Genomic DNA, 14,055 nt, shown 5'->3' with positions numbered 1-14,055 from the left:
GCTTTGACTCTGGCACGCCACCCTCTCCATAAAGGCAAACTCCACCTCGATGTGGATGGCGCGTCGTAATCTCGCATGGTTGCCAGGCCGCATTGGAGTGACGTTTTGCGTCGCGAAGCGGCAATGAGCGTCCCCCATTGGTCAACCATTCCCCCGGCAGGCCCCAGGGCCGGATTAAGACGCCTTCTTGTACCACAGATTGTGTTGTAACGCAAGTGGTTTCAATATGTTCCACTATGACGATTTTAGAGAAAGGTGCAAATTCGAGAGTAGTGCTTTTAATGAGAACGGGCGCTACAGCGGCGAACCACGTCCGGCGTGCGGGCCACGACCGATTCAATCTCGGCCGGTGTCGTCGTCGTACCCAAACTGAACCGCACCGCCGACTGAGCGCGCCCGTAGGACAGCCCCATCGCCAGCAGAACGTGCGAGGGATCGAGCGATCCTGCCGTGCAGGCGGAGCCGCTCGACACGGCGATACCGAGGGAGTCGAACGCGAGGACGAGCGACTCCCCGTCCGCGCCGGGGAATCCGACATTGAGGATGTGCGGCAACCGGTGGCTTTGCGACCCGTTCACCTGGGCTTGGGGGATGCAATTCAGGATGCCGCGTTCGAGCACGTCCCGAAGTTGCGCCATTCGCGCACTGGCCTCCCCCATTTCCGTGCGGGCCATTTCGCATGCCTTGCCGAGCGCAACGATTCCGGCCACGTTCTCTGTCCCCGCGCGCCGTCCCCGTTCCTGCCCTCCGCCCACGGCCTGCGCGGCAATCGAAACGCCGTTTCGGATGTAAAGCGCGCCTACGCCTTTTGGCGCGCCAAGTTTGTGGCCCGAGATTGAAAGCATGCTGACGGGCCAGGCGTCGACGTCGATGGGCACTTTGCCAACGGACTGCACTGCGTCGCAGTGAAAGGGCACGCCGCGCTCGGCGCAACGCCGCGCAATGGCCTCAACAGGCTGGATTGTTCCGGTCTCATTATTGCCGTGCATCACGGAAACCAGGACGGTGGCGTCGTCCACAGCGGCAGCAATTTCGTCGCTGTCGACGCGACCCATTGAATCGACGCCGACCACGACGAGTTCAACGCCATCATTTGCACGGACATACTCTGCGGCATGCAGGACCGCGTGGTGCTCGACCGCCGATACAACGATTCGGCGCCTACCCGGCGCGACGGCGGCAACCGCGCCGCGAATGGCGAGATTGTTCGACTCGGTCCCGCCCGATGTTAACACGATCTCGCGCGGGTCGGCATGAAGAAGCGCGGCGACCTGGTCCCGCGCGTCGTCTACCGCGCGGCGTGCCGCGCGCCCGAAGGCGTGAATTGAGCCGGCGTTTCCGTATGCGTCGCGCAGAAAGGGCAGCATAGCGTCCAGCACCTCGGGCCGGACGGGCGTGGTGGCGCTATGGTCAAGGTAAACTGTAGTCACTTCGCGGCTCTCCCGCGCCGATTCTAGCGCATTTGTGCGCGCCGACCGCCCCTATTGGACTATCGGCCTAAATCGGCTAAACTTGCCGCTTGTTCATGGCTGCGCGGCAAACGGGTTTGTTGGTTCCCAATCGGAGGTAATGCTATGCCGGTCCGCCCGCGAGTTCGAGAATTGCAGATTAGCGCATTGGCAGGTTTCTGCGCGCTTTACGCGTGCGCGCTTTCCGCCCCATTGCTTGAAGACTTCGAAGATGGAGACCACGATTTCACGTTGAGCCTAACTTCGTCGCACACGATCGGCGGCGGGGTGTCGGACTCGTCGTGGTCAATTCAGAACGTCACTGGAAACAAGGTGCTGCGCAGCCACGTGTTCCTGCATACGCTTGCGGACGACAGTGCGTCGCTCGTAATAACGGGGCAGCATTTTTCGGCTCCGAACGTGGCGGGCGGAAATTTCCGGTATTCGGTGGACGTGGATGTTTCGGAATTGATTGCGAAGGCGAACGATCCGACGGTGCCCGATCTGTCGGTTACGGTGGCGCTGGGTGTTCTGGGGAGCGGGGCCTTTTCACCCGGTTCCTTCGCGGGCTTCGCGCATGCGAACGATGGGCAGCACTATTATCTTGCCGTGTATACGCTGCGACTGGGTGGCGACGAAATCGATCCCTGGGCGTCGGACACCGAAGGCAAGCTGCATTTGTTCGAACATGGCGGTGACGGACAGGTAGATTCCGAGGCGTCCAAATCGCTGAAGGGGGCCGCGGGCGCGTTTACGTTCTCGATTGAGGGAACATACAGCGGCGGCTCGCTAACTTTGAGCGCGGATGTGAGCAGTGGTGGCGGCAAGGTTATGGTGACCGACACGGACGATACGCCGCTCGATGGCGCGTATTTTGGTATCCGGTCGGCGGCCTATTCGCGCGCGGGTACGAATCCTGCGGCGGACGTTACGTTCGATGTCGATTATGACAACGTGGCGATCGAGAAGGACTACCAGCCGGACGCGTCTATCGCGAAAGGCAACAGCAACAATTTCAAGGGCGAGGGAACCATCAACACGTCCGGCAAGGGCCAGCAGGCCAAGCTGAGCGTGGATGCGGGCGACACGGCGAACTGTACGATTCGTGTCGAAAACCGTGGCACGCAGACGGACGATATTAAAGTCACGGGCGCCGGCAGCGTCGCGGGATTCAACGTAACCTATCTTGACGGCAACACGAACGTGACCAGTCAGGTTGTGGGCAGCGGCTATACCTTGCCGGGTATTGCTCCCGGGCAGGGTAAGAATCTAAAGATGCGCGTGCAAACGACGGGCGGCACTTCGGGATCGAAGCAATTCAAAGTTAACGCGAGGTCAACCGGGGATTCCGGCGCCAGGGACACGGTAAAGGCGAAGGTGACGATTAAATAGCCTACGTCGGAAACCCGGCGTCGTCTAACCGAACGACTTCATGATGGAGTCGAACGCTTCCTTCGAGGGGCGAACGCGCGATTCGGGCAGGTGCGCCAGCGGTTCGTCGACAAGCTTGACGTGTTCGTCGAGCGGAACGATGTTCGGGTTGAAGTAAATCAGGCCGGTGTAAAACAGGTTGTTCTCGCGCGCCTGGCTCAGCAGTTCAAGGGCCTTCATGCGGTCGTGCGCGTCGTACTCCACTTCGAGTTTCTTCAACGTTACGCGGGAGCCGTCGTGCATTTTGACCAATTTGGTCGTGCCGGGCTCGTATTCCACGCTGATGTTCTCGTAATGCGGGATGAAGTCCATTTCGTGCAGCGGCTCTTCGTGGTCGCGCGCGTACACCTGGCTCTTGGTCGAGCCCTCGTGGTTGTTGAAGGTAACGCACGGCGAAACGATGTCCAGCACCGCGGTGCCGGTGTGAGCGACGGCCGCCTTGATGAGTGTACGCACCTGCTGCGTATCGCCGGAAAACGACCGCGCCACGAACCCGCAGCCCATCTCGATTGCCAACGCGCACAAATCGACCGGTTGGCTCTGGATGGTAATCCCGCTCTTCATGATTGTGCCTTTGTCCGCCGTGGCGGACGCCTGGCCTTTGGTCAGACCGTAGCACCCGTTGTTTTCGATGATATAGACCACGTGGACGTTGCGGCGCACCATGTGGCAGAAATGGCCAAGTCCGATCGAGGCGGTATCGCCGTCGCCGGATACCCCAATATTGACGAGGTGGCGGTTCGCCAGATTGGCGCCGGTGGCGATGGTGGCCATGCGGCCGTGCACGGAGTTGAACCCATGCGAGCCGTTTAGAAAGTAGTTCGTCGTCTTGCTCGAGCAGCCGATACCGCTGAGCTTGGCGACCATGTGCGGCGGCACGCCGAGGTCGTAGAAGGCCTTGATGATCGAACTCGTGATGGCGTCGTGGCCGCAGCCCGCGCACAATGTCGATTCCGCCCCTTGGTAGTCCTTGAGGGTCAAGCCGATTCGATTGGTCTTTGGGGTCTTGGCGGGCGGTGCTGCGACTGTGCTGCTCATTCGGTTCCTCTTCTAGCTTTCCGCATGCGTGCGAATCTTACCAACGAGCGTGTCCGCGTCGACGGGCAAGCCGTTATAGTGCAAGACACTCTTGAAGCGTGGCGCAAGTTCCGGATATTCGCTCTTCAGAATTGCCGCGACCTGTGCGTCGCGGTTCTGCTCCACAATCAACACCTTCCGGTGCGAGGAACAGAACGCGTTGACCGCGCCGTTGACCGGCAGTGCGCGGATGCGCAGGTAGTCGGTCTTAATTCCGTACTCGTGTTCGAGGATGTGGCGCGCCTCGGCGACTGCCGCGTCTGTCGAGCCGTACGCAATGATGCCGATCTCTGCGCCGCTCCCGGCGTCAACAACCGGGGCCGGCACGCACTCCCGCGCCGTATCGAACTTGCGCGACAGCCGGTCGATGTTGCGCTGCCACGCGTCGGGCTTTTCCGAATACGCGGCCGTCTCCGTATGCCCGGTGCCGCGGGTGAAGAATGCAGCGCCGGGGTGATCCGTCCCCGGGACTGTCCGGTACGGAATGCCGTCGCCATCAATGTCCTTGTAACGCGCGAACGTGCCGTTATTGCTCAAGTCTTCCTTCGACAGGACCTTGCCCCGCGAGATCGGTTTGTCCGGGTACGAGAATGGTTCGGACATCCACTTGTTCATGCCAAGGTCGAGGTCGGACATCAGGAACACCATGGTCTGGAATTTTTCGGCTAGCTCGAGCGACTCCATGGCAAACTCGTAGCACTCGCGCATGTTGCCGGGAATGAGCAGGATGTGTTTGCAGTCGCCGTGCGACAGCATGTAGGCCTTACCAATGTCGCCCTGCGCGGTACGCGTCGGGAGGCCTGTGCTTGGGCCCATCCGCTGCACGTCCACGACGACGGCAGGCACTTCCGCGAAATAGGACAGCCCGGCCATCTCCGCCATGAGCGAAATGCCCGGGCCGGACGTTGCCGTGAACGCGCGGGCGCCGGCCCAGCTTGCGCCAAGCACCATGCCGATCGCCGCGAGTTCGTCCTCGGCCTGAAGCACCACGTAATTATTCTTGCCGTCCGGCTCGCGGCGGTGTTTTTCCAGGAACCCCATCAGGTATTCGCACACGCTGCTGCTCGGCGTGATCGGGTACCACGACGCGAACGTAATCCCGCCGAAGACCATGCCCATCGCGGTCGCCTGGTTGCCTTCGATCAGAATCTTGCCGCTGGCCGCGGTGCTGCGCCGGAGCACGTAACGCGACTGCGCCGGCAGGTTTCCGACGGCATAGTCGAACCCCGCGCGGGCGGCTTTCGTGTTCAATTCGGCGGCCTTGGCCTTCTTGGCGAACTGCCAGTGAATGGCCTTCTCCACTTCCTCGAAATCGATGCCGATTAAGTACGCCACGACGCCGACGTAGATCATGTTGATTACCATCTTGCGCAGGCGCGTTTCCTCGCAGACGGTGTTGACGATCTTGTTGAAGGGCACGATATAGACACTGAGGTCATCGCGGGTGACGAGGTGCTTAAGCGACTCGCGGACGATAAGCATCGCCCCAGCCTGCAACTCGGCGATGTCCTCGGCCGCGGTCTGGGGGTTCATCGCGATGCACAGGTCGGTGCGGTTCCGCGCGGACTGCCATCCGTGCTCGCTCGCGCGAATGGTAAACCACGTCGGCAAGCCTTGAATATTGGACGGGAACAGGTTTTTGCTGTTTACCGGAACGCCCATCGTGAAGATGGAGCGCATCAGCGCATTGTTTGCCGACTGACTGCCCGACCCGTTTGGGGTCGCTATACGAATGACAACGTCGTTGATCTGTTGCCACGGGTCCGGTGACGCGGTTTCCTTCGCCTCACCGGCGACTGCCTGACTCATCTACGTAAACTCCACCTCTACTAACGCGCGCGGGGCGCGGCTATATTCTCTGCAAGGTCTGCGTTCGGTAAAACAGGACACCTGCGCTGGACTTGTCGCCGAGGAACGGCGACTGGAACCAGCGAGTACGGGGCGGGCGACTGCGTCACAATTTGCCGGGACGCAATCACTTAACGTTGCACCCCATGCCCGTAGCGGGGTGCGTCGTCATGCCTAAACAGAACAAGCCAGCTTCGGCAGGCTTCTCGGCCTGCCGTCCTCTCCCGCGCCTTTGCGGCCGGGCGTTGGTGCGACTGACAACCAGGACTTCTAAACTACAATAAAATACTTGATTAGCGCGGCCTAGTCAAGATCAGGGCAGATCGCGGCAGATCGGGACGGGTACCGAAACGCAGCGGCGCCCTCAGATTCCGTCGCCGTGGAAGGGATCGATGCTGTGGTCCATTTCGAGGCCGGCTTGGCCCGTACGAAGGCCTTTCACGACTTCCGCCGGTACGCCGACGGCCGTGCAGTGGGGTGGAATCGACTTGAGCACGAGGCTGCCGGCGCCGATCTTGGCGCCCTGGCCGATCTCGATATTGCCTAGAATCGTCGCGCCGACGCCGATGAGGACGCCGCGGCGGACCTTGGGATGGCGGTCCCCCTTCTCCTTGCCGGTCCCGCCGAGCGTGACGCCGTGCAGCATGGATACGTTGTCTTCGACCACGGCCGTCTCGCCAATAACGACGCCCGTAGCGTGGTCCATCAGGATGCCGCAGCCGATGCGCGCGGCGGGATGGATGTCCACCTGCAGCACCTGGGAAACGCGGCTCTGAAGAAACAACGCCAACTGATACCGTTCGCGCGACCAGAAGTAGTGCGCGGCGCGGTACGCCTGCAACGCGTGAAATCCTTTGAAATACAGGAGCGGCGTCGAGTACCCCGAGCACGCCGGATCGCGGTCTTTCACCGCCTTGATGTCGGTGCGGACATGTTTGCTGAAGGTGGGATCGTTCTCGAAGGCTTCTTCGAGCAGGTCGCGCATTGCAATCGCGGGGATGGTCGAACTCTCGAGTTTCGACGCGAGCAGGAACGTCAGCGCGTCCTCCAACGATTTATGATTGAGGATCACGCCGTAGAGGAAGTTGGTGAGCAGCGGTTCCTTGCGCGCTTCGCGCTCCGCTTCCTCGCGAATTGTCTTCCATAGGGAATCCACGTTCGAACTCCTCGCGCCAACGCGCCTATACAAAAAAGGCGCCGGATGCGCATCCGGCGCCTAAAGGAAACAGGCCGATTAGACCAGCAATTCCTTTTCCTTCTTCGCAGGATCGTCCGTGTGCGGGCCATCGTCGCGCTGGCGGCGGCGCCGATAGCGCCCCGAAGGCCCGGAATCGCCTCCGCCGGCGACCTGTGAGGGCCCCAGCTTCGCGATGTACTTTTGCCACCAGTACACGATGGGGCTTGCGATGTAAACCGACGAATACGTGCCCACGATGATACCGATGGCCAGCACCAGAGCAAAGTCGAAAATGACCGAGCCGCCCCAGATCAGCAGAACGATGACGACCGCGAGCGTCAATGTGCTGGTCAGCAATGTACGGCTCAGGGTTTCGTTGATCGCCTTGTCCATGATTTCGAGCAGGCTCATGCCGCGCCCGCGCATCAGTCTGAGGTCTTCGCGCAGGCGGTCGAACACGACGATTGTGTCGTTTAGCGAGTAGCCGACGACGGTCAGCACCGCCGCGACCACGCCCAGCGACACCTCGCGTCCGAGCATGGACATGATGCCGATAGTGATGCACACGTCGTGAAGCATCGCCGCCACGGCGCCTACCGAGAATTTCAATTCGAATCGGAACCACAGGTAGATGATGATGAACACCGTGGCCCACAAGACCGCGCTGACGGCATCCCACTTCAACTGCGCGCCCACCGCGGGGCCCACCATGTCGACCCGTTCCACGACCACTTTCGACGCGTCGCCACCGGCAAGACTCACGAGCGATTCCTGCATGCGTTGATCGACGCTCTTGACGGCGGTGACCTCGGTACCTTCGGTCGACTGTTTCTCGGCTTCGCCAACGTGGATCATGAACTGGTTGCGGGATTCGACGTTTGACTGTTCGTATGCGGTGACCGTCGGTTCGTCGAAGCCCGCGGACTCGATTTGGGAGCGCACCGCCGCAATGTCCACCTGCTCCTGCGAATCGATGTTGAGTACGACGTTGGTGCCGGTCGTGAACTCGACGCCAAAATTGTCCTCGCCGCGAACGGCAAAGTAACCCAAACCAATCAGCACCACCAACACGGTGAGAGGCGACAGCCATGTCCTTTGCTTGAGGAACGGAATCTTTGTGCCGGACGGGATTAGGCTGAACATCGTAATTTTCGTGAGCAACTTTTTTGCCACGAGGAAATCAATAATGCCTCGAGTCACGGTGAGCGATGTGAACAGGCTCGCCGCGATACCGATGGTCAAGGTGACCGCAAACCCCTGAATCGGACCCGAGCCGAACTGAAGCAGCACGATTCCGGATATCAATGTTGTGACGTGGCCGTCGAGAATCGCGGGAAAAGCGTGAGAATACCCGCCGGCGATGACCGCGGTCAGCGTCTTGCCCAGCCGGAGCTCCTCACGCATGCGCTCATATATGAGCACGTTCGCGTCAACCGCCATACCCAACGTCAGAATAAGGCCTGCGATACCGGGAAGTGTGAGCGTCGCGCCCATGTACGCCATCGACGCAAGGATCAGCAATCCATTAAACAGCACGGCGATGCACGAGATGAAGCCTACTGCATGGTAGTAGGCCGTCATTCCGATAAACACGATTACAATGCCGATGAGGCAGGATACGACGCCGTTCCGTATCGAGTCCTCGCCCAATCGAGCGCCGACGATACCCGTGCGGTCCTCGATCACCGGCACCGGAAGCGATCCGGAATTGAGCGCGATTGCCAGGTCGCGCGCTTCCTCCGGATTGAAGTTGCCCGTTATCACGCCGCTCGTGCTGATGCGATCGTTAATATTCGGAGCGGACTCGACGACGCCGTCCAGGACGATCGCCATCGCGCGGTTGATGTTCGCTTCCGTCTTGTCGCCAAACACGCGACCCGCCTCGGCGTTGAGGCCAAATCCGATCTGCCAGCGGCCCGCGCCGGACTGTTCGTCCGGCCTCGCGTACGCCATCGTCAGGCCGTCGCCGGTCATTATGGTCTCTTTTTCGAGTACATAGATTTTGTAGTGCTGCGGCTCGCCGGGCTTGGGCGCACGGCTGAACGCGACAACGACGTCGTCGGGGATCAGCCCCGCGACGCTTTCGGCTTCCTTCACCATTTCGCGGACTTTTTCGATCTGCTCCAACGGAACTTGAATCAATTGTTCCTCGCCGGGGCCGGGGCGTTGCAGGCGCTTCGTGAAATCGCCGTTGAAATGGGCGTCGATGGCCTTAAGAACTTCCTTTTGCGCTTCGGGTCCGGCAACGATCTGGAAGGTGAGGTATGCGGTTGTTAGGATCAGCTCCTTCGCGCGTTCGACGTCCTTCTCGCCCGCGAGCTGCACCTGAATTTGGCGGTCGCCCATCGTCTGGATGATGGGTTCCTTGGTGCCGAACTCGTTCGCCCGGCGCTCGATGCGCTGCTTCACTGTCTCCTGAAGTTCCTTCAGGATGTCGGCATCCGTGTACCCGCTGTCCGTATAGTGCTTTTTGATGTTGGGATCGAGCTTCTCGTAGTCGATGCCCACGATCATCTCGACGCCGCCCTGCAGGTCAAGCCCCAGGTTGATAACCCAGTCGCGATCGTATTCGAGGTAACGCTTGAAAAGACGCGTGTTCTCCGCCCAATAACCAAGCTTCTCGGTGGAGGCGTCTTCTTGTTTCCAACGCTCAAGCCGTTCCGTGCGCTGGGCGTCAGTGAGCGTCATCCAGCCGATCGTCGGATAGACGTATATGGCTGCAATCAACAGGACCGCATATATGATGAGCGTGCGGTAAAGGTGCTTTCTCATTCCTTGCTCCAACTGTGATCGACGGCGCCAATCTCGCCCGCGCGCCGCAGTCTACGATTCTTTTTCGTCCTTGGGGACCACGCGGGACACCGAACCCCGCAAGAACTCCATCTTCACGGGCGGCTCTTCGCTCACGCGCAAGACCACCGTCTTCTCGGATACACCCACGATGCTGCCAATGATACCGCTCGCGGTGACGACTTTGTCGCCCTTGGACAGTCCCGCCAACATGGCCTGACGTTCCTTTTCGCGTTTCTGGTTCGGCCGGAACATGAACAGCCACATCACGAGAATCATTGGAAGCATGAAGTACAGGATGCTGAACGGATCGCCCTGCGACTGCGTGGCGGTCTGGCCGCCCGAGGGGGCTTCGGCGGCGGCCAACACGGCCGAGATCGCCGAAATTGCGATAGTCTCTAACGTCAACGCACACACCTCTCAAAAGACAAAACAGCGCCTAGGCGCTCGAGTAGCCGTGGAGAAATTCCCGCTTGAACTCCAAGAAGCGCCCCGCCCGAATGGCCGAGCGCACAGCAGCCGCCAAGTTTAGCATGAACCGAAGGTTATGTAAAGTATTCAGCCGCAATGCCGAGATTTCCCCTGCCCGGTACAGGTGGCTCAGATAGGCCCGGCTGTAGCGGGTACACGCGACGCAGTCGCACGCCGGATCCAGCGGTCCGAACTCCGTTCGGTACTGCTGGTTCTTGATGTTCAGGCGTCCGGCCGAGGTGAACAGGCTTCCGTTGCGGGCATTGCGGGTCGGCATGACGCAGTCGAACATGTCCACGCCCCGTTCGACAGCCATGAGGAAGTCCTCCGGCGGACCCACGCCCATCAGGTAGCGCGGCTTGTCGCGCGGCAGGAGCGGCGCAGTCCATTCGACCACCGCTGCCATCTCCTCTTTGCTCTCCCCCACACTCACCCCGCCAATCGCATAGCCGGGAAGGTCCAGCCCGACAGTCCGATCGGCGCTCTCCCGGCGGAGGTCCTCGAACGTGCTTCCCTGCACGATACCAAACAGCGCGCACGTGTCAACGGCATGGCGTTCTATCGGCTGGTTTGGTTCCCTATGCGCATCGTCGCGCTTTCGCACCGTCGCGCCGCGCCAATGCGCCTTGCACCGCGCGGCCCAGTCCGCGGTCATGCGCATCGACTCCGCGGCCTCGCCGTGCGCAGCCGGATACGAGGTGCATTCGTCGAAGCACATGATGATGTCCGCGCCGATGGACAGTTGGATATCGATCGCGCGCTCGGGGGTCATGTGGTGACGCGACCCGTCGATGTGACTTTGAAACGTCACACCGTCCGCGGTCACCTTGTTCAATTTCCCGAGGCTGAACACTTGAAACCCGCCGGAGTCGGTGAGTATCGGGCGGTCCCAATTCATGAAACGGTGGAGCCCTCCGGCCTGCTCGAGCACATCGGTCCCTGGCCGGAGAAAGAGGTGGTACGCGTTGCCCAGGATGATAGACGCGTCGATGTCGCGCAGGTCTTCCTGGGTAAGGGCTTTCACGCTTGCCTGCGTGCCGACCGGCATGAATACGGGCGTTTCAAAGCTGCCGTGCGGCGTGGTCACGCGCCCGACCCGCGCCCCACACGACGGGTCTTCGGCGAGCAATTCGAATGTAACGGCGGTATTCATGGCTAAAATGGTCGTGTAGTATAGCGAACACGGGCGTCGCATTGCGCTTCTGGCGATCATCTGGGATAATCTAAGTCGAGTGCGTGCTTAATTGTCAGGTTGTAGAGTGCCGGTTATCGTGAAACGCTTCGCTAAAATTTCATTGATTGGGGTAATCGTTCTGTTTGTAGCCGCGGCCGGCGGCGCCGTGGTGAAGTACCGCGCCGACCAGTCGTATTACGACGGGTACGACGCATCGTTGCCGCTGAATCCCGTTGTGCGCGGGACCGAGCAGCGCGACGCGTACACACGAGTCGATTTCACGTACCAAAGCCAACCCGAGTCGAACGTGCCGTCGATTCTTGCGCTTCCGGTCGATACGCCGAAGCCGTACCCGTGCATCATCTTTCTTCATGGCATAGGACAGAGCAAATCCTTCCTCGACGAAATCGCGGCGTACTACACGCAGGCGGGGTTCGCCATCGTCTCGTTCGATCAGTACATGCGCGGCGAACGGCGCATTGCATCGAAAGACCCGGTGTCGCAGCTATTGGGGTTGCGCAAGCGGACTTCACTCAACGTAATCGACACCCGCCGGCTCGTCGATTACCTCGAGACCCGCGAAGACATCGCCAAAGACCGCATCTATCTCATCGGGGCCAGTTTTGGCGCGATAACCGGTTGCACTGCCGTTGCCTTCGAGCCGCGTATTCCGGCGGCCGTGATGACCTACGGCGGCGGGAATCTCGATCTGTTGTTGGACAGCGAAGCTGCACGCAAGGAACTCGGTCGCTGGAAAGGGCCGCTCACGTCGCTTGTCGCTTTTGTAACCGCGCCGTCGGACCCGGTCAAATATGTCGGAAAGATCGCGCCGCGGCCGCTGCTTTTTCAGAATGGCGAGCACGATCAACTGATCCCGTTCGCCGCGGCGAGGGCACTGGTCGAGGCGGCCGGCGATCCAAAGGAATTTGCGGTCTATGATTCCGACCACGTTGGCGTCGACGAGGCGCAGACCATTCAGGTCCTGAAGGACAGCATCAAGTGGCTGCTTGAGCAGGACAAGCGGAACCTGTCCGCAGCGAACACCGCTATGACGCCTGCTGGACCGGCGCAGGCTGCCCCTGGGGCCGCTGCCGTGTCTTCTGCTTCCGCGCTGCCCGCGGCATCTTGAGCGGTTTTCCTTCCAAGGCCTGTGACAATCGTTGCGCGACGGTCTCCAAAACCTTCACACGCGCGAACCGTTTGTCGTTGCCCTCGACGACGACCCACGGCGCATGGGCCGTTGAGGTCTTTTCGAGCATATCGGACACCGGCCCCCAGTAGTCTTCCCACTTTTCGCGGTTGCGCCAGTCTTCGTCCGTGATTTTCCAGCGTTTGTGGGGTTCCTGCTCGCGAAGTTGGAACCGGTTCAATTGTTCGTCCTTGGAAATGTGGAACCAAAACTTAATCAAAACGGCGCCGGCCTCGACGATTTGCGTTTCGAACTCGTTGATTTCGCGGTACGCACGCTGCCACTCCTGTGGCGTCGCGAAACCTTCCACGCGCTCGACCAGCACGCGGCCGTACCAACTGCGATCGAAGATCGCGAGGTGCCCCGCTTTTGGCAGTGCGCGCCAGAACCGCCAGAGGTAATGGTGCGTCCGTTCGTCGCCCTGCGGCGCGGCAACCGGGTTCACCTCGTACCCGCGCGGATCGAGCTGCCGTGCAAGGCGCCGGATAGTGCCGCCCTTGCCCGCGGCGTCCCACCCCTCGAACACCAACAATGCCGCGCGCCGTTTGAAGTAGCAGACGTGCTGCAACCGCCGTAATTCGGATTGCAGTTTGGGCAGCACGTCGTCGTATTCTTCGGGCGTAATCGTCTGGCCCAAATCGACTCGGTCTAGGGGGCTGGTCCGGCGCGGCGTCACGGGCGCGGCGGTCGGCACGGGCGCATTCTTTCGTTCGACCGCTTTTTGAAACGCGCTGCGCAGCGTCTCCGCCACAAGCACTTTGGCGAAGTTGTCGTCGGTGGACGGGACGACGGTCCAGGGCGCGTACGACGTGGAGGTTTCGCGCAGCATGTCCTCCGCGGCGTCGTAGTATTCGCGGTATCGCTTGTGCCTGCGTTTCTCAGCCTTGCCGATCTTCCACGCGAAGGCTTCGTTCTTCTCGAGACGGCTGAACCGCTTGGACTGTTCCTTCTTGCTGATGTGCAGGAAGAACTTCACGACCACTGCGCCGTCGTCGTCGAGCTGTCGCTCGAACGTGCGGATATGCTCGTAGGCGGCCTGCAGGCCCTGCGCATCGAGGCCCGCCTCCACGCGCTCCTGCAATACCTCGCGGTACCAACTGTGGTTATAGATGCTGATGCCGCCGCGTGGCGGCGCCGTCTGCCAAAAGCGCCACAGCGGCGGGTACATCCGTTCGACCTCTGTTGGCGCCTTGATGTTGTAAACCTTGAAACCGCGAGGGTCGAGCGGCTCGAGCATGCGGTTCAACACCATGCCTTTGCCCGCTGCGTCCCATCCCTCGAAGACAATGAGGAGCGGGCTGCCGGACGGGCGAAGATCGCGCTGGAGTTGCGCGAGTTGCAGATCGATTTGTTCGAGGATCGCTTTGCACTCCCGCTTGGGAATGGCGGCGTCCAGATTTACGGTTTCCAACATGCGGGTTACCCCCTACGTCCCGGCTTGAATTTCGGA

General features: G+C 60.7%; 10 protein-coding genes. 2 read left to right on the top strand and 8 right to left on the bottom strand.

Going from position 1 to position 14,055, the window contains the following annotated elements; all coding sequences use genetic code 11:
* Nucleotides 1–278: 278 nt before the first annotated feature.
* Entirely contained in the window at nt 279–1,430 is a 1,152-nt protein-coding gene (locus HUU46_10865) for a cysteine desulfurase (GenBank protein ID NUM54135.1), read from the bottom strand.
* A gap of 144 nt (nt 1,431–1,574) precedes the next feature.
* Here HUU46_10865 and HUU46_10860 point away from each other — a divergent pair, with 144 nt between their 5' ends.
* A complete protein-coding gene (locus tag HUU46_10860) occupies nt 1,575–2,840 on the top strand; it encodes a hypothetical protein (protein ID NUM54134.1) in 1,266 nt (421 codons plus the stop codon).
* Nucleotides 2,841–2,864: 24 nt separating this feature from the next.
* Here HUU46_10860 and HUU46_10855 read toward each other — a convergent pair whose 3' ends face one another.
* The 6 genes from HUU46_10855 to tgt form a co-directional block, all read right to left on the bottom strand.
* Nucleotides 2,865–3,917: a 2-oxoacid:ferredoxin oxidoreductase subunit beta gene (locus HUU46_10855; protein NUM54133.1), complete on the bottom strand. Its 1,053-nt coding sequence runs from the start codon at nt 3,915–3,917 to the stop codon at nt 2,865–2,867.
* Nucleotides 3,918–3,929: 12 nt separating this feature from the next.
* Nucleotides 3,930–5,765, bottom strand: coding sequence for a 2-oxoacid:acceptor oxidoreductase subunit alpha (locus HUU46_10850; GenBank protein NUM54132.1), 1,836 nt, complete (start codon nt 5,763–5,765; stop codon nt 3,930–3,932).
* A gap of 403 nt (nt 5,766–6,168) precedes the next feature.
* Nucleotides 6,169–6,993 (bottom strand): serine O-acetyltransferase, encoded by an 825-nt coding sequence (cysE, locus tag HUU46_10845; protein NUM54131.1) that lies wholly within the window; start codon nt 6,991–6,993, stop codon nt 6,169–6,171.
* Nucleotides 6,994–7,038: 45 nt separating this feature from the next.
* The gene (gene secD / locus HUU46_10840) at nt 7,039–9,753 is read right to left on the bottom strand and encodes a protein translocase subunit SecD (GenBank protein NUM54130.1); all 2,715 of its coding nucleotides are present in this window, start codon (nt 9,751–9,753) and stop codon (nt 7,039–7,041) included.
* A gap of 51 nt (nt 9,754–9,804) precedes the next feature.
* Complete coding sequence (gene yajC, locus HUU46_10835; GenBank protein ID NUM54129.1) at nt 9,805–10,179, bottom strand: preprotein translocase subunit YajC; 375 nt, start codon at nt 10,177–10,179, stop codon at nt 9,805–9,807.
* A 31-nt stretch (nt 10,180–10,210) separates the two neighbouring features.
* A complete protein-coding gene (tgt, locus tag HUU46_10830) occupies nt 10,211–11,395 on the bottom strand; it encodes a tRNA guanosine(34) transglycosylase Tgt (GenBank protein NUM54128.1) in 1,185 nt (394 codons plus the stop codon).
* Nucleotides 11,396–11,513: 118 nt separating this feature from the next.
* Between tgt and HUU46_10825 the strand changes: the two genes are divergently transcribed.
* The gene (locus HUU46_10825; protein NUM54127.1) at nt 11,514–12,545 is read left to right on the top strand and encodes a dienelactone hydrolase family protein; all 1,032 of its coding nucleotides are present in this window, start codon (nt 11,514–11,516) and stop codon (nt 12,543–12,545) included.
* On the opposite strand, the gene pap is transcribed toward HUU46_10825, so the two are convergent.
* A complete protein-coding gene (gene pap, locus HUU46_10820) occupies nt 12,463–14,019 on the bottom strand; it encodes a polyphosphate:AMP phosphotransferase (protein NUM54126.1) in 1,557 nt (518 codons plus the stop codon). The genes HUU46_10825 and pap overlap by 83 nt on opposite strands.
* Between the last annotated feature and the right edge of the window lie 36 nt (nt 14,020–14,055).

It is taken from the genome of Candidatus Hydrogenedentota bacterium (assembly GCA_013359265.1).
Classification (GTDB): Bacteria; Hydrogenedentota; Hydrogenedentia; order Hydrogenedentales; family SLHB01; genus JABWCD01.
Note: the sequence above shows the minus strand (reverse complement) of the source record. Positions and strands in the feature narration are given on the sequence as shown.

Coding starts and splice junctions, on each gene's coding strand:
- pap (NUM54126.1), bottom strand. CDS start 14,019: ATGTTGGAAACCGTAAATCTGGACGCCGCCATTCCCAAGCGGGAGTGC.
- HUU46_10860 (NUM54134.1), top strand. CDS start 1,575: ATGCCGGTCCGCCCGCGAGTTCGAGAATTGCAGATTAGCGCATTGGCA.
- tgt (NUM54128.1), bottom strand. CDS start 11,395: ATGAATACCGCCGTTACATTCGAATTGCTCGCCGAAGACCCGTCGTGT.
- HUU46_10855 (NUM54133.1), bottom strand. CDS start 3,917: ATGAGCAGCACAGTCGCAGCACCGCCCGCCAAGACCCCAAAGACCAAT.
- secD (NUM54130.1), bottom strand. CDS start 9,753: ATGAGAAAGCACCTTTACCGCACGCTCATCATATATGCGGTCCTGTTG.
- HUU46_10850 (NUM54132.1), bottom strand. CDS start 5,765: ATGAGTCAGGCAGTCGCCGGTGAGGCGAAGGAAACCGCGTCACCGGAC.